This is a genomic window from Nonomuraea angiospora, from assembly GCF_014873145.1.
Taxonomy (GTDB): domain Bacteria; phylum Actinomycetota; class Actinomycetes; order Streptosporangiales; family Streptosporangiaceae; genus Nonomuraea; species Nonomuraea angiospora.
On sequence record NZ_JADBEK010000001.1, the window covers coordinates 9,760,098 to 9,775,763 of the forward strand.

At 71.4% G+C, this 15,666-nt stretch carries 16 protein-coding genes; 11 read left to right on the top strand and 5 right to left on the bottom strand.

The genetic code is table 11. The annotated features are described in order from the left end of the window. The first annotated feature begins 91 nt into the window (after positions 1-91). Both hutU and H4W80_RS45055 read left to right on the top strand, forming a co-directional pair. A complete protein-coding gene (hutU, locus tag H4W80_RS45050; protein WP_225964005.1) occupies positions 92-1,741 on the top strand; it encodes a urocanate hydratase in 1,650 nt (549 codons plus the stop codon). A gap of 102 nt (positions 1,742-1,843) precedes the next feature. After that, positions 1,844-2,680, top strand: a complete 837-nt coding sequence (locus H4W80_RS45055; protein WP_192790662.1) for a MurR/RpiR family transcriptional regulator — start codon at positions 1,844-1,846, stop codon at positions 2,678-2,680. Here H4W80_RS45055 and H4W80_RS45060 read toward each other — a convergent pair. The 3 genes from H4W80_RS45060 to H4W80_RS45070 are packed head-to-tail and all read right to left on the bottom strand — an operon-like array spanning position 2,660 to position 4,909. Continuing rightward, positions 2,660-3,409 carry an ABC transporter permease gene (locus H4W80_RS45060; RefSeq protein ID WP_192790663.1) on the bottom strand — a complete coding sequence of 250 codons (750 nt, stop codon included), beginning with the start codon at positions 3,407-3,409 and terminating at the stop codon, positions 2,660-2,662. The genes H4W80_RS45055 and H4W80_RS45060 overlap by 21 nt on opposite strands. After that, positions 3,406-4,359 (bottom strand): ATP-binding cassette domain-containing protein, encoded by a 954-nt coding sequence (locus H4W80_RS45065; RefSeq protein ID WP_225964006.1) that lies wholly within the window; start codon positions 4,357-4,359, stop codon positions 3,406-3,408. Before H4W80_RS45065 ends, H4W80_RS45060 begins: the two co-directional genes overlap by 4 nt. Before the next feature lie 16 nt (positions 4,360-4,375). Continuing rightward, a complete protein-coding gene (locus H4W80_RS45070) occupies positions 4,376-4,909 on the bottom strand; it encodes a PadR family transcriptional regulator (protein ID WP_192790664.1) in 534 nt (177 codons plus the stop codon). Between the two features lie 56 nt (positions 4,910-4,965). On the opposite strand from H4W80_RS45070, the gene H4W80_RS45075 reads away from it, so the two are divergent. The 5 genes from H4W80_RS45075 to H4W80_RS45095 all read left to right on the top strand — a co-directional run bounded on the left by H4W80_RS45075 (position 4,966) and on the right by H4W80_RS45095 (position 10,358). After that, a complete protein-coding gene (locus H4W80_RS45075; protein WP_192790665.1) occupies positions 4,966-5,652 on the top strand; it encodes an SDR family oxidoreductase in 687 nt (228 codons plus the stop codon). Positions 5,653-5,678: 26 nt separating this feature from the next. After that, positions 5,679-6,857: an allantoate amidohydrolase gene (locus H4W80_RS45080; RefSeq protein ID WP_192790666.1), complete on the top strand. Its 1,179-nt coding sequence runs from the start codon at positions 5,679-5,681 to the stop codon at positions 6,855-6,857. Beyond that, the gene (locus H4W80_RS45085) at positions 6,848-8,170 is read left to right on the top strand and encodes a formimidoylglutamate deiminase (RefSeq protein WP_192790667.1); all 1,323 of its coding nucleotides are present in this window, start codon (positions 6,848-6,850) and stop codon (positions 8,168-8,170) included. Before H4W80_RS45080 ends, H4W80_RS45085 begins: the two co-directional genes overlap by 10 nt. Then, positions 8,167-9,312, top strand: coding sequence for an imidazolonepropionase (hutI, locus tag H4W80_RS45090; RefSeq protein WP_192790668.1), 1,146 nt, complete (start codon positions 8,167-8,169; stop codon positions 9,310-9,312). Before H4W80_RS45085 ends, hutI begins: the two co-directional genes overlap by 4 nt. A gap of 104 nt (positions 9,313-9,416) precedes the next feature. Beyond that, on the top strand, positions 9,417-10,358 hold the full coding sequence (locus tag H4W80_RS45095; RefSeq protein WP_192790669.1) for a sigma-70 family RNA polymerase sigma factor: 942 nt from the start codon (positions 9,417-9,419) through the stop codon (positions 10,356-10,358). Positions 10,359-10,657: 299 nt separating this feature from the next. Here H4W80_RS45095 and H4W80_RS45100 read toward each other — a convergent pair whose 3' ends face one another. Continuing rightward, the gene (locus H4W80_RS45100; RefSeq protein WP_192790670.1) at positions 10,658-11,224 is read right to left on the bottom strand and encodes a TetR/AcrR family transcriptional regulator; all 567 of its coding nucleotides are present in this window, start codon (positions 11,222-11,224) and stop codon (positions 10,658-10,660) included. A gap of 82 nt (positions 11,225-11,306) precedes the next feature. On the opposite strand from H4W80_RS45100, the gene H4W80_RS45105 reads away from it, so the two are divergent. Both H4W80_RS45105 and H4W80_RS45110 read left to right on the top strand, forming a co-directional pair. Continuing rightward, positions 11,307-12,110 carry an alpha/beta fold hydrolase gene (locus H4W80_RS45105; protein ID WP_192790671.1) on the top strand — a complete coding sequence of 268 codons (804 nt, stop codon included), beginning with the start codon at positions 11,307-11,309 and terminating at the stop codon, positions 12,108-12,110. Between the two features lie 9 nt (positions 12,111-12,119). Then, a complete protein-coding gene (locus H4W80_RS45110; RefSeq protein WP_192790672.1) occupies positions 12,120-12,881 on the top strand; it encodes an MOSC domain-containing protein in 762 nt (253 codons plus the stop codon). Position 12,882: 1 nt separating this feature from the next. On the opposite strand, the gene H4W80_RS45115 is transcribed toward H4W80_RS45110, so the two are convergent. Then, positions 12,883-13,812 (bottom strand): ABC transporter substrate-binding protein, encoded by a 930-nt coding sequence (locus H4W80_RS45115; protein ID WP_225964007.1) that lies wholly within the window; start codon positions 13,810-13,812, stop codon positions 12,883-12,885. A 203-nt stretch (positions 13,813-14,015) separates the two neighbouring features. Between H4W80_RS45115 and H4W80_RS45120 the strand changes: the two genes are divergently transcribed. Both H4W80_RS45120 and H4W80_RS45125 read left to right on the top strand, forming a co-directional pair. After that, positions 14,016-15,326, top strand: a complete 1,311-nt coding sequence (locus H4W80_RS45120; RefSeq protein ID WP_318787350.1) for an ammonium transporter — start codon at positions 14,016-14,018, stop codon at positions 15,324-15,326. Beyond that, positions 15,323-15,661 carry a P-II family nitrogen regulator gene (locus H4W80_RS45125; protein ID WP_192790675.1) on the top strand — a complete coding sequence of 113 codons (339 nt, stop codon included), beginning with the start codon at positions 15,323-15,325 and terminating at the stop codon, positions 15,659-15,661. Before H4W80_RS45120 ends, H4W80_RS45125 begins: the two co-directional genes overlap by 4 nt. Positions 15,662-15,666 lie beyond the last annotated feature (5 nt).

Consider the following 15,666-nt stretch of genomic DNA (forward strand, 5'->3'; position numbering starts at 1 on the left):
CGGGCTCCGCTGCCTGCAACGGCCCGCTGAGACGCGGTCCGTTGTACTCTGCGGGTGACATATGTGAATGTTTTCATTCAGGAGGGTCACGATGAGCCGCAGCGTGCGCGCGCCGCGAGGCACGACGATCACCGCCAAGGGGTGGCCGCAGGAGGCGGCGCTCCGCATGCTCCAGAACAACCTGGACCCGGAGGTCGCCGAGCACCCCGAGCAGCTGGTCGTCTACGGCGGCTCGGGCAAGGCCGCGCGTGACTGGGCGTCGTTCGACGCGATGGTCAGGACGCTGACGACGCTCGAGGGCGACGAGACCCTCCTGGTCCAGTCGGGGCGCCCGGTGGGCGTGTTCCGCACCCACGAGTGGGCGCCCCGGGTGCTCATCGCCAACTCCAACCTGGTGCCCGACTGGGCCAACTGGGAGGAGTTCCGGCGGCTGGAGGCGGCCGGGCTCACCATGTACGGGCAGATGACCGCCGGGTCGTGGATCTACATCGGCACGCAGGGCATCCTGCAGGGGACGTACGAGACGTTCGCGGCCGTGGCCGCCAAACGCTTCGGAGGTTCGCTGGCCGGGACGATCACGCTCACGGCCGGCCTGGGCGGGATGGGCGGCGCCCAGCCCTTGGCCGTCACCATGAACGGCGGGGTGGCGATCTGCGTCGACTGCGACCCGCGCTCGGTCACCCGGCGGATCGAGCACCGCTACCTCGACGTGCAGGCGTCCTCGCTGGACGAGGCCCTGCGGCTGGCGTACGCGGCGCGCGACGAGCGCCGCCCCCTGTCCATCGGGGTCGTCGCGAACGCCGCCGAGGCCGTGCCCGACCTGCTCGCCCGCGGGGCCGAGATCGACATCGTCACCGACCAGACCTCGGCGCACGACCCCCTGATGTACCTGCCGCTGGGGGTCGCCTTCGAGGACATGGCCTCGGAGCGGGACAAGGACCCGGCCGGCTTCACCGAGCGGGCCCGCACCTCGATGGCACGGCACGTGGAGGCGATGGTCGGCTTCAAGGACGCCGGGGCGGAGGTGTTCGACTACGGCAACTCCATCCGGGGCGAGGCGCAGCTGGCCGGCTACGGGCGGGCCTTCGACTTCCCCGGGTTCGTGCCCGCGTACATCAGGCCGCTGTTCTGCGAGGGCAAGGGCCCGTTCCGGTGGGCGGCCCTGAGCGGCGACCCCGCCGACATCGCCGCGACCGACCGGGCCATCCTGGAGCTCTTCCCCGAGAACGAGGGGCTCGCCCGGTGGATCAGGAAGGCCGGGGAGAAGGTCCACTTCCAGGGGCTGCCCGCGCGGATCTGCTGGCTCGGCTACGGCGAGCGCAATGTCGCGGGGGAGCGCTTCAACGACATGGTGGCCTCGGGCGAGCTGCGGGCGCCCGTCGTGATCGGGCGCGACCACCTCGACAGCGGCTCCGTGGCCTCGCCGTACCGCGAGACGGAGGCGATGGCGGACGGTTCGGACGCGATCGCGGACTGGCCCCTGCTGAACGCCATGCTCAACACGGCCTCGGGGGCCGCCTGGGTGTCCATCCACCACGGGGGCGGGGTCGGGATCGGGCGGTCCATCCACGCCGGCCAGGTGACGGTGGCCGACGGCAGCGCGCTGGCGGGGGAGAAGCTGAACCGCGTGCTGACCAACGACCCGGGGACGGGGGTCATGCGGCACGTGGACGCGGGTTACGAGGAGGCCGCCGACGTCGCCGCCGCCCGCGGCGTCCGCATCCCGATGCGCGAGTCCTGATCCTCCGCGCTTCCGCCACCCCTCGACCCAGGAGTGCGGCGTGGGGTGGGGGTTGTGGGGTTGGTGGGATGAGAATGCGGGGCGGGAAGCGTTGGAGGTGGCGTGGCGGACGGATATCACGGTGGGCTGAGCGTGCTGCTGGATGGCCGGAGGCTGTCGCCCGTGCAGCGGAGGATCGCGCACTACCTCACCGAGCATCTCGATGAGGCGATCTTCCTGTCGAGCGTGGAGCTGGCCGAGCGGGCAGGGGTGAGCCAGCCGTCCGTGACCCGGTTCGCGATGGTGCTGGGCTTCGCCGGATATCCCGAGCTGCGGCAGGCGCTGCGCCCGCTCGTGCTGGGCGGCGCGGAGGTGGCGCAGCCGCAGGAGAGCCTGCTGCGCGGCGCCATCGACTGCGAGATCCGCAACCTCGCGATCGTCAGGGAGCGGCTGGCGGCCTTCCCGCTCAAGGAGCTCGGCGAGCAGCTGGCCGCCACCGAGCCGCTGCCCGTGGTGGGGCTGCGGGTCTCCTGCGGGCTGGCCACCACCTTCGCCTACTACGCCCGCCGCATCCACCCCGACGTGCGGCTGCTCACGCACGGCGGGTCGGAGCTGGTCGACGGGCTGCACGCGGCCCGCCGGGCGGGCGCGGAGTGGGTGGTGGCCGTGGTCCTGCCGAGATATCCGGCCGAGGCCGTGCAGGCGCTGGAGTACGCGGAGAAGATGGGGCTGCGGGTGGCGGCCATAACGGATAAGTCGGATTTCCCGGCGGAGGTCGTGCTGGACGCCCCCGTCGGCGACCGGCTCGTGTTCGACTCGCACGCGGCGCCGCTCGCCCTGGCCATGGCCCTGGTCGAGGCCATGGCCGACGCGGCGCCGCTGCGCACCCAGGCCCGGCTCGAGGAGTACGAGCGGATGACCGACGAGACCGGTACGTTCCTACCCGGCGATCCTGCGTAGCGAGCGCATCGACCAGATCGTGGTGAACACCGCCAGCACGATGAACACCGCGAACGCGATCGGGATCGACGAGTCCGACAACCGGCCGGCGAACAGCGCCCGCCCCGCCTCGACCGCGTGGTAGAGCGGGTTGATCGGGGCGAGCGTCTGCATCCAGCCGGGCGCGAACGAGATCGGGATGAACAGCCCGGCCAGCAGCATGATCGGCAGCATGAACAGGTTGAGCGTCTGCGACATGCCGTTCTCGTCGCGCACGGTCAGCGCCAGCCCCTGGGACAGCCCCGAGGCGAACAGCCCGGTGGCGGCCATGAGCAGCAGCACCAGCACCACCTCGACGGCCCCGATGCGCACGCCCATCGCGACGGCCACGACGAGCACGAGGATCGCCTGGCACACCAGCACGACCATGTCCTTGGCCACCCGCCCGAGGACGATGGCCGGCCGCCAGGCGGGGCTGACGGCGTACCGTTCGAGCGAGCCGTTGCGCAGCTCGGCGATCAGCCCGAACCCCGAGAACAGCGACCCGAAGACCGCGATCATCATCATCGAGGCCGGCGTGAACATCCGCAGCGCGTCCACCGTCGAGCCGCCCGGCGTCAGCGACTTCAGCAGCGGCGCGAACATGAGCAGGTAGAGCACCGGCTGCATGATGCCGAACAGCGGCCAGATCGGGTTGCTGAACGACTTCTTCAGCTCGTAGCCGGTGAACAGGGCGATGTGGCGGATCACGAGGCGGCTCCGGTGTCGCGGAGGGAACGGCCGGTCTTGGCCAGGAAGACGTCGTCGAGCGTGGAGCGGTCGAGCGCGATCGAGCTCAGCCCCAGCCCCTGCTCCTCAAGGGCCCGCAGCAGCGCGGGCAGCGTGTGCTCGCCGTCGTCGACGTAGACGCGCAGCAGGTCCTCGTCGACGCGGGTCTCGCGGGCGTACGGCTTGAGCGTGTCCGCGGCCCGCTCCAGGTCGTCCACCCTGAGCGTGATCACGTCGCCGGAGACCTCCCGCTTGAGCTCTCCGGGGGTGCCCTCGGCCACGACCTCGCCATGGTCGACGATCATGAGGCGGTCGCACAGCGCGTCGGCCTCGTCGAGGTAGTGGGTGCTGAGCAGCACGCTCGTGCCGGCCTCGCGCAGCTGCCTGATGCGGTCCCAGAGGTTGGCGCGGTTCTGCGGGTCGAGGCCGGTGGTGGGCTCGTCGAGGAAGAGCAGCGGCGGGTTGTGCACCAGCCCGATCGCGATGGCCACGCGCCGCTTCTGCCCGCCCGACAGGGTACGGCCGGGGCGGTCGGCCGTCTCGGTCAGGTCGAAGCGCTCCAGCGCCTCGGCGGTGGCCCGCTTCGGGTCGGCCATGGCGTGGATCCTGGCGGCCATCATGATCTGGGCCCTGGCGCTCGTGGTGTCCTCCACGCCGCCGGCCTGGCTCACGTACCCGAGTTTGCGCCGGACGGCGGCGGGCTCCTTGAGCAGGTCGTGGCCCGCGACGGTGGCCCTGCCCGCGTCGGGGGCGATCAGCGTGGAGAGCATCCTGATCGTGGTGGTCTTGCCGGCCCCGTTGGGGCCGAGCACGCCGAAGATCTCACCTTCCGCGACCTCGAGGTCCACCCCGCGGACGGCCTCGACGGTCTGCGTGCCCTTCCTGCTCCTGGTGGTGAACGTCTTTCGCAGGCCCTGCGCCTGAATGATCATGGGGGGATTCAGCTCCTTAGGGCAATTCGTCGGCCTCAACCCGTTCGACGGCCTTCTCGACCCAGTCGAGCTGGGCCTGGACCATGGATCTGTTGAGGCGGAGGTTCTCGTCGATGTGCTGGGGAGCGCCGAAGCGCTGCTTGGCGCCCATGGCATGACCGAGGATCTCGACGCTCATTCTGAGCTGCTGCATCCTGCTGTAAAGAGCCTGCAGGAGCTCCTGCTTGTCCAGCCGGTCCATGAATGTCACCGCCACCTGGAACGGATCGACGATGGGCCTGACCTCGTGCCAGGCGGTCAGCAACATCCGGTGGAACTCTTCGCGGCCGTGCTCGGTCAGCTCGTAGACGACCTTGCCGCCCCTGCCCGCCTCGACGACGGCCAGGAGCCCTTCGTCGGCCATCTTGCTCAGCCCGTGGTAGATCGACCCGAAGGCGACGTTCGCCCATTGGTCGGCACCCATCACCTCCAGCCGCCGCCGGACCCCGTAGCCGTTCATGGGACCGTCGAGCAGGGCGCCGAGGATGAGGATGCGCGTCGAAGCAGACATGGGTGCAAGTTTGTATTCAAATTTGAGTAGCCGTCAACCTCAATAAGCTGATCTCCATGAACGAACGACCGACTGCGCTGGTCACAGGCGCTTCGCGCGGGATCGGCGCGGCCGTGGCCGAGGCGCTGGGCCCCACGCACCACGTGATACTCAACGGCCGCGACGAGGAGTCGCTGGCCGCCGTGGCGGCCGGGCTGCCCGACGCGCGCGTCTGGCCGGCGGAGCTGACGGCGCTCACCGAGGCGGCCGTCGCCGGGATCGGACGGCTCGACGTGCTCGTGCACTCGGCCGGGATCAACCGGATGGGCCGGATCGCCGACCTGTCCGCCGCCGCGTGGCGCGAGACGCTGGAGGTGAACGTCGTCGCGGTCGCCGAGCTGACCCGGCTGCTGCTGCCCGCCCTGCGCACGGCCGGGGGGCACGTGGTCTGCGTCAACTCGGGCTCGGGGCAGCGGGCCAACCCCGAGTGGGGCGCCTACGCGGCCAGCAAGTTCGCGCTGAAGGCGTTCGCCGACGCGCTGCGGCTGGAGGAGCCGCGGCTGAGGGTGACGACCGTCTACCCGGGCCGGACGGCCACCGACATGCAGCGCGAGCTGCGCCGCTACGAGGGCGGCGAGTTCGAGCCCGAGAAGTACCTCACGCCGCGGAGCGTGGCGCGGGCCGTGCTGGCCGCCGTCACCGCGGGCCCCGACGCCCACCTCACCGAGCTGACCCTCCGGCCCAGGGGAGGGCCTGTCAACTGAATGGATCCATTCACTACAGTGGGGCCATGCTTGAACCACTCGCGCACATAGGACGGGATCCGGCGACCGGGGGCTACGTCAGGGACGCCTGGTCGGCCGCTGACATGGAGCTTCGCGAGTGGTTCGCGGGCGAGGCCGGGCGACGGGGGCTCGACCTGCGCGAAGACCGCAACGGCAACCTCTGGGCGTGGTGGGGCGACCCTTCCGGCCGCCCCGGCGTGGTGACCGGGAGCCACCTCGACTCCGTACGGCAGGGCGGCGCGTACGACGGGCCGCTCGGGGTCGTGTCGGCCTTCGCCGCCCTCGACCTCCTGAAGGAGCGCGGGACCACGCCGGCCAGGCCGGTCGGCGTGGTCTGCTTCACCGACGAGGAGGGCGCCAGGTTCGGGGTGCCCTGCATGGGGTCGAGGCTGCTCACGGGCGTGCTGGCGCCCGAGCGGGCCCTCGCGCTCACCGACGACTCCGGCGACACGCTGGCCGACGTCATGACGAGGGCCGGGCGGGCGCCGCACGAGGTGGGGCGGGACGACGAGACGCTCGCCACGGTCGCCACGTTCGTGGAGCTCCACGTCGAGCAGGGCCAGGCGCTCGTCCACGAGGGAAGGCCGGTGGGCGTGGCCGCGGCGATCTGGCCGCACGGACGCTGGCGCTTCGACTTCCACGGCCGGGCCGACCACGCGGGCACCACCCGGCTGGCCGACCGGGACGACCCGATGCTGCCGTTCGCCCGCATGGTGCTGGCCGCCCGCGAGGCCGCGGCCGGCCGCGACGTGGTGGCCACGGTCGGCAAGGTACGCGTCTCCCCGGGCAACGCCAACGCCATCCCCGGCCTGGTCTCGGCCTGGCTCGACGCCCGCGGGGCGGACGAGGCCGCCGTGCGCGCCCTCGTCGCCGAGCTGACCGAGCTCACCGACCAGGCGGGGGCCGCGGTGCGGGAGGAGTCGTGGACGCCGATCGTCGACTTCGACGTGCCGCTCAGGGAACGCCTGGCCAGGGTCGCGGGAGGCGATACGCCCGCGCCCGTCCTGCCCACGGGGGCGGGCCACGACGCGGGGATCCTGGCCTCGGCGGGCGTCCCGAGCGCGATGTTGTTCGTCAGGAACCCCACAGGCGTGTCCCATTCCCCCGACGAGCACGCCGAGCGGGCTGACTGCGAGGCGGGAGTCGTCGCACTCGCGGACGTGCTGGAGGACCTGTGCGGCTGACCTACTGGTGCGAACAGGCCTGGCTGCCCGGCGGGGTCACCGACGGCGTGCTCATCGAGGTCGAGGGCGAAAGGATCGCGAGCGTCGCCCAGGGCCCGCCGGGCACGGCCGAGCGCCTGCCGGGGATCACCGTTCCCGGCCTGGCCAACGCCCACTCCCACGCCTTCCACCGCGCGCTGCGCGGCACCGCCCAGGAGGGCAAGGGCGACTTCTGGACCTGGCGCGAGCGGATGTACGAGGTGGCGGGGGCGCTGGAGCCCGACTCCTACCTGCGGCTGGCCCGGGCGGTCTACGCCGAGATGGCGCTGGCCGGGGTGACCTGCGTGGGCGAGTTCCACTACCTGCACCACGGGCCGGACGGCCGCCCGTACGACGACGCCAACGAGATGGGCCACGCCCTCGTCCGCGCGGCCCGCGAGGCGGGCCTGCGCATCGCGCTGCTCGACACCTGCTACCTGACCGGCGGCATCGGCGCCCCGCTGACCGGCGCGCAGCTGCGCTTCACCGACGGCGACGCCGAGCGCTGGGCGGTCAGGGCCGACGACCTGGCGGCGGCCTACGAGGGGCAGCCCGACGTGGAGATCGGCGCGGCCATCCACTCCGTGCGCGCGGTGCCGCCGGAGCAGATGCCGGTCGTGGCCGAGTTCTCCCACCGGCACGCGGGCCCCCTCCACATGCACGTGTCCGAGCAGCCCGCCGAGAACGCCGCCTGCGTGGAGATGTACGCGGCCACGCCGGTTCAGGTGCTGCACGAGCGAGGCGCCCTGGGGCCGCGCTCGACCGCCGTGCACGCCACCCACCTGACCGACGTGGACATCGAGCTGATCGCCCAGTCCGGCACCCACATCTGCATGTGCCCCACCACCGAACGCGACCTCGCCGACGGCATCGGCCCGGCCAGGGCGGCGGCCGACCGGGGCGCGCAGATCACGCTCGGCTCCGACAGCCACGCCGTGATCGACCTGTTCGAGGAGGCGCGCGGGGTCGAGCTGGACGAGCGGCTGCGCAGCGGCAGGCGCGGCAACTGGAGCGCCGCCGACCTGCTCGCCGCCGCGACCGCCGCCGGCCACGCCTCCCTCGGCTTCCCCGACGCGGGGCTGCTGGTGCCCGGCGCGTGGGCCGACCTGGTGTCGGTACGCCTCGACTCCGTACGCACGGCGGGCACGGGCGGGCCGGAGGCCGTGGTGTTCGCGGCCACGGCGGCGGACGTGCACTCGGTGGTCTCCGGCGGCCGCCGGGTCGTCACGGACGGGCGGCACCGGCTCGGCGACGTCGGATCCCTGCTGGCAGAGGCGATACGGAGGGTGAGATGAGCACGACGCTGATCGACGGGATCGGATCGCTGTACACCGGCGACCCCGAGCGCGAGGAGATCCCCGACGCGGCGCTGGTCGTGGCGGACGGCCTGGTCGCCTGGGCCGGGCCCGCCGCCCAGGCCCCCGACGCCGACGAGCGGGTGGACGTCGGGGGCCGCGCCGTCATCCCCGGCTTCGTGGACAGCCACGCCCACCTGATCTTCGCCGGTGACCGGACGGCCGAGTTCCAGGCCCGCATGTCCGGCGAGCCGTACACCGGTGGCGGCATCAGGACCACGGTCGCCGCCACCCGGCAGGCCGGCGACGCCGAGCTGGCCGCCCACGCGCGTGCCCTGGTGGCCGAGATGCTCGCCCAGGGCACCACGACCGTCGAGATCAAGAGCGGCTACGGCCTGACCGTCGAGGACGAGCGGCGCTCGCTGGAGATCGCCGCCGGGCTGACCGGCGAGACCACCTTCCTGGGGGCGCACGTCGTGCCCGCCGGCATGGACGCCGACTCCTACGTGCGGCTGGTCGCCGGGGAGATGCTCGACGCGTGCGCCCCCCACGCCAGGTGGATCGACGTGTTCTGCGAGCGCGGGGCCTTCGACGGCGACCAGACGCGCGAGATCCTGGGCGCCGGGCTCAAGGCGGGGCTGGGGGCGCGGGTGCACGCCAACCAGCTCGGGGAGGGGCCGGGCGTCCGCATCGCCTGCGAGCTGGGCGCCGCCTCGGCCGACCACTGCACCCATCTGACACCGGCCGACGTGGACGCGCTGGCGTCGTCGGACACGGTGGCGACGCTGCTGCCGGGGGCGGAGTTCTCGACGCGGTCGCCGTACCCGGACGCCCGGCGGCTGATCGACGCGGGGGCCACCGTGGCGCTGGCTACCGACTGCAACCCGGGGTCGTCGTTCACGTCGTCGATGGCGTTCTGCGTGGCGCTGGCCGTACGCGAGATGCGCATGACGCCGCTGGAGGCGATCAGGGCGGCGACGTACGGCGGGGCGCGCGCGCTGCGCCGTACGGACGTAGGCTGGCTGCGGCCCGGGGCCCGCGCGGACCTCGTCGTGCTCGATGCCCCCTCCTATGTACACCTTGCCTATCGGCCCGGCGTCCCCCTCGTTCACCAGGTGTTTCGCGGCGGTCTCCTCCTTTAGGAGGACATCCAGAACCATCCCTGCGGCGTACTGGTTTTGGGAATCTTTGCATTTGGTCGGACGTTGGCCGGGTATAGAACGCAGCTGCGGAACGAGGTGCGGGGATGGCAAGGCCTACGGGGAGTCGCACGCAGGAGCAGCACATCGCCGAGCGCGATCTGCTGGGGACATACCTGGCTGAGATCGGCAGGGTCCCGCTGCTCACGGCGGAGGAGGAAGTGGAGCTCGCCAAGCGGATCGAGGCGGGTCTCTTCGCCGAGCAGCTGCTCGACAGCGGGGGCTCGGAGCCGCGCATCGGGGACGCGGCCGACGAGGAGCTGGAGCGCCTGGCGATCTCCGGCCAGCGGGCGAAGGACGAGTTCATCCAGGCCAACCTGCGCCTGGTGGTGGCGGTGGCCCGGAAATACTCGGGGCGGGGGATGCCGCTGATCGACCTGGTGCAGGAGGGGAACCTGGGGCTGGTCAGGGCGGTGGAGAAGTTCGACTACCGGCGGGGGTACAAGTTCTCCACGTACGCGACGTGGTGGATCCGGCAGTCGGTGGGGCGTGCCATCCACGAGCAGGCCCGCCCGGTGCGCCTGCCCACGCACGCGGGGGAGCAGATGACGCGGCTGATGCGGGTCCGCCGCGACATGCTGGCGGAGTTCGACGCCGAGCCCACGGACGACGATCTCGCCGAGATCCTCGACCTGCCGATCGAGCGCGTACGCGAGCTGCGGCGCTGGGCCTCCGACCCGGTCTCGCTCCAGCTCGGGGTGGGCGACGAGGACGAGACGGAGCTCGGCGACATGATCGCCGACGAGACGTGGGCCGATCCCGAGCAGCAGGCCATCGACATCCTGGAGCGCGAGCGGCTGGACCAGTGGCTGACGGGGCTCGAGGGCGACACCAGCGAGATGCTGCGGTGGCGCTACGGGCTGGTGGACGGGCGCGAGCACACGCTCACGGAGGTCGGGGAACGCTACGGCATCGGCCGCGACCGCGCCCGCCGCATCGAACGCGACGCTCTGGCCCGCCTCCGCAAAATGGCCACCGCGGCCGCCTGACCCTGGGGCCGGCCGCCTGAGGGGTGCTGCCACGCCTCGCCGACGCGGCGCTTTGGGGTGACGGCCGCGGGTGGCGTGGCGAGCTGTATGACGCTTGGGCGTTGTTGCGGTGCGGGCGTTGTCGGGCTGGGCGGCGCTGTGATGCGCCGGTCTCCGCCGTGCCACATCCCGCCGACGCGGCGCTTCGGGGTGACGGCCGCGGGAGCGGGCGCGCGTGGCGGACGCGGGCGCGGGCGCGGTGTGGCGGGTCGTAGGACGCTCGGGCATTGCGGCGGTGCGGGGCGCGGCGGTGCGGCGTTCTAGGGCTGGAGGAGGCGGCGGAGGAATTCTTCGACGGCGGCCACCGCGGTGGTGTGGTCGCCGCCGCGGGCCACCATGAGGGCGCTCTCGTTGACGGCCGCCAGCAGCATGTGCGCGTGCAGGTCCAAAAACTCGGCCGGCACCGCCCCCGTGGCCCCCAGCGCCGCCTTCAGCATCCCGAATGAGTAGCGCTCCTCCATGGCCCGCCACCGTTCCCAGCCCATCACCGCGGGCGCGTCGATGAGGACGATGCGCTGGATGACCGGGTCCCCGGCGAGCGAGATCCAGGCCAGCACCCCGGCGCGCAGGGCCGCCGCCGGGTCGGTGATGCCGCGGACGGCCTGCCGGATCTTGCCGCCGATGGCCGACTCCGTCGCCTCCAGCACCGCCTCGAAGAGGGCGTCCTTGCCGGCGTAGTGGTGGTAGAGCGCCCCCCGGCTCAGCCCCGACTCCTGCAGGACCACCTCGATGGAGGTGTCGTCGTAGCCCCGGTCGGCGAACAGCCGCGTGGCGATCGCCAGGACCCTGTCGCGGGTGGCCGCGCCGCGTTCCGCCTTGAGGTTCATGGAACCACCATAGACAAACCGACCGTCAGTCGGTAATTTCGTAGACCGACAGTCGGTTTATAATCTGCCCGAGGAGGGTTCCATGGAAGGCCTCAGCTACGTCGACGTGGGGGAAGGGCCGGTCAGCCTGTTCGTGCACGGCGTCGGCACCAGCTCCTACCTGTGGCGCAACGTCATCGCCGCGTTCCGCGACGAGCGCCGCTGCGTGGCCGTCGACCTGCCGCTGCACGGCGGCAGCGCACCGCGCGACGACCTGTCGATCCCCGCGCTGGCCGAGGCCGTCGAGGAGCTGTGCGAGGGGCTCGGGCTCGCCGACGTGGATCTCGTCGCCAACGACACCGGCGGCGCCGTCGCCCAGGTCTTCGCCGTACGCCACCGCGAGCGCCTGCGTACGCTCACCCTCACCAACTGCGACGTCCACACCAACACCCCGCCCGAGGCGTTCAAGCCCACGGTCGACCTGGCCGCCAGGGGCGAGCTGGCCCCGCTCACCGCGCTCGTGCTGGAGCAGCCGGAGCTGCTGGCGCAGACCGCGTACGGCGAGGGTTACGAGCGGATCGACGACCCGGCGGCGCTGGTGGAGGCGTACCTGCGGCCGATCTTCGCCAAGCCCGGCGGCGGCCGCGCCTTCGAGCGCCTGCTGACCTCCATCGACGCCAAGGACATGATCGCCATCGAGCCGCGGCTCACCGTGCTGACCGTGCCGACGCTCCTGGTCTGGGGCACGGGAGACGTGTTCTTCGACGTGAGCTGGGCCCGCTGGCTGCGGGACACGATCCCCGGCGTCAAGGAGATCGTCGAGATCGAGGGCGGGCGGCTGTTCTTCCCCGACGAGCGGGCGGATGAGCTGGTGCCGCATCTCAGGCGGTTCTGGGCGCAGCCGTAAGATCGCCCCATGTACCTGGAGGCGCTGCGTCGCTACCCCGTCAAGTCGATGCTGGGGGAGGAGCTGACCGAGAGCGAGGTGAGCGAGCGCGGGCTGGCCGGGGACCGGGCGCGGGCGGTGCTCGACGTCGCGACCGGGAAGATCGCCAGTGCCAAGAACCCCCGCCTCTGGCGCGGCCTGCTCACGATCGACGGCACCGCGGTTCCCGGCGACGAGGAGCTGTCGTCGCGGCTCGGGCGCGAGGTGCGGCTGATCGGCGTGCCTCCGGACGGCGCCGAGTTCGAGCGCTCGGTCCCGGAACGGGTGCTGGCCGAGGGCATCGAGGCGGAGGTCCCCTACACCGTCGGCACGCTCGGCGGCGCCTCGCCCGCCGGGACGTTCTTCGACTTCGCCCCGATCCACCTCATCACGACCTCGGCGATCGCGCGGATCGGCGCGCTCGGCCCGCGCGGCACCGTCGAGGCCCTCCGCTACCGGCCCAACCTGGTGATCGGGACGGTGGCGGAGGGGTTCGTCGAGAACGACTGGGTGGGACGCGAGCTGCGCGTCGGTGAGGAGGTGGTGCTGGCGGTGATCGTGGCCAGCCCGCGCTGCGCGGTGCCGACGCTCGAACACGGGAGCCTCGGGCGCGACGCCGACGCGCTGCGCACGGTGGCCGGGCACAACCGGGTGCCCGTGTTCGAGATGGGGCCGCAGCCCTGCGCGGGGGTGTACGCGCGAGTGGTGCGGCCCGGGAGGGTCAGGAAAGGCGACCGGGTACGCCTGACGTGACCTACGACGCCAGCGGCGTGAGGTACTTGACCAGGTCGTCCAGGATCTTGCCGGCCGCCGTGACGCCGATGCCGGTCATCCAGATCTCATCGTCCACGTTGTGCGCGTTGTTCGACTTGACCGCGCCGAGGTTCTTCCACAGCGGCCCGCCGGTCACCGCGGTCTGCGACTTGACGGCCGCCTCCCCGTACGCGGTGTAGAAGATCGCGTCTGCGTCGGCCTGGGCGATGTTCTCCTGGCTCAGCTTGCCGAAGCGCTTGTCGGCCTGGCCGGCCAGCTGCTGCGCCTCGGGCCGCTGGATGCCCGCGTCACCCACCACGATGCCGCTGAAGGACTCGGGCCCGTACATGCGGATCTCGGTGGGCATGAACCGCACGATGCTCACCTTCAGCTTCGAGAACTTCGCGCCCACCTCCTTGGCCCGCGTCTCGAAACCCGTCAGCAGCTGCTGGGCCTGGTCCTTCTTGCCCAGCGCCTCGGCGTCGAGCAGGAAGTTGTCCTTCCAGGTGATGCCCACCTTCTCGGTGAACACGGTCGGCGCGATCTTGCTGAGCTTGTCGTAGAAGGCCTCCTGCCGGAACTTGCTGCCCAGGATGAGGTCCGGCTGGAGCGCCATGATGGCCTCGATGTTGGGGGCCTGGGTGGTGCCGACCGCCTTGGTGGCCGACAGTGCCGAGCCGAGGTAGGCGGGCCACTTCTGGTTCTGGGACGCCTGTGCCGCGCCGACGGGCGCCAGGCCGAGCGAGACCATCGTGTCGAGCTTGTCCGTGTCGAGCACCACCACCCGCTTGGGGGTCATCGGCACCTTCGTCTCGCCCATGGCGTGCTTGACGGTCCGGGTCGGTCCCGCCTCCTGCGAGGACGTGGAAGTGCCGCAGGCGGCGAGGGCGAGGAGGGGGAGCATGGCGGCGACGGCCAGGCGAAGACGCATCGGCATTCCTTGATCGAAGGTTAGGCAAACCTAAGTATCTCATGGCCGATATTGCTGAGCCGAAATGGGAGGAGTGAGAACACCGAAACGCGTCCGAAACACCAGTGTGGCGAGATTCACGAATGTGAAACACGCCTGGTCGAGTCATGAAACCCCGGACGAACACGCTGTGGCCACACGTCACATGTAAGGAGGGTCGCGTCGTGAAGATCGATAGCGGCACCACAGCCTGGATGCTCGCGGCCACCGCGCTGGTGTTGCTGATGACTCCGGGTCTCGCTTTCTTCTACGGGGGCATGACCAGGGCCAAGAGTGTCCTGAACATGATGATGATGTCGTTCGGCGCCATCATCACGGTGACCATCGCCTGGGTGCTGTTCGGGCACTCGCTGGCGTTCACCGACAACCCCAGCTCGGCGATCAACAACGTGGTCGGCGGCTTCGACGCACTCGGCCTGCAAAGTCTGGTGGAGACGGCCACCAAGACCGACGGCACCGGCATGCCGAGCCTGGTCTTCTCCGCCTTCCAGCTGACCTTCGCCATCATCACCGTCGCGCTGATCAGCGGCGCGATCGCGGACCGGGCGAAGTTCGGGGCGTGGATCGTCTTCTCCGTCCTCTGGGCGACGATCGTCTACTTCCCGATCGCCCACTGGGTGTGGGGCACCGGCTGGCTCAACACGATGGGCATCGAGGACTTCGCGGGCGGCACGGTCGTCCACATCAACGCCGGTGCCGCGGGCCTGGCCCTGTGTCTCGTGCTCGGCAAGCGCGTCGGCTGGCGCAAGGAGCCGATGCGGCCGCACAACCTGCCGTTCGTCCTGCTCGGCGCGGGCCTGCTGTGGTTCGGCTGGTTCGGCTTCAACGCCGGCTCCGAGCTGGCCGTCGACGGCACGGCCGGCCTGGCGTTCATGAACACCCAGATCGCCACCGCGGTCGCCGCGGGCGCCTGGCTCGTCGTGGAGAAGCTGCGCGACGGGCACGCCACCAGCCTCGGCGTCGCCTCCGGCGCGGTCGCCGGCCTGGTCGCCATCACCCCCGCCTGTGGTTTCGTGGACCCGTGGGCCGCGATGCTCATCGGCCTGCTCGCCGGTGTCCTGTGCGCCTACGCCGTCGGGCTGAAGTACAAGCTCGGCTTCGACGACTCCCTCGACGTGGTCGGCGTGCACCTGGTGGGTGGCGTCATCGGCGCCGTCTCGCTCGGCTTCCTGGCCGCGTACCCCTTCCTCGACCAGCAGAGCAAGGGCCTGTTCTACGGCGGCGGCTTCGGCCAGCTGGGCCTGCAGGTGCTCGGCCCGGTCGCGGTCGGCGGCTACTCCTTCGTCATCACCTGGGTTCTCGGCAAGATCATCGACAGGACGATGGGCTTCCGGATCTCCGCCGAGGACGAGCGCACCGGTATCGACGTCACCGCGCACGCCGAGACGGGGTACGACCTCGGCACGGTCTACGCCTCCGGCGTGACCTCCCCCAACGGGCCCACCGCCCCGGCAGCTAAGAAGGTGGACGCATGAGACTCATCACCGCGATCATCAAGCCTTTCAAGCTGGATGACGTGAAGGCCGCACTGGAACAGTTCGGCATCAAGGGAATGACGGTCAGCGAGGCGAGCGGCTACGGTCGCCAGCGCGGCCACACCGAGGTCTACCGCGGCGCCGAGTACCAGGTCGACCTGGTGCCGAAGGTCCGCCTGGAGGTCCTCGCCGAAGAGGATGACGCCGAGGACGTGATCGACGTCATCGTCAAGGCGGCGCACACCGGCAAGATCGGCGACGGCAAGGTCTGGTCCGTCCCGGTGGACACCGTCGTCCGTGTCCGCACGGGAGAGCGGGGTCCTGAGGCCCTGTGACCCGG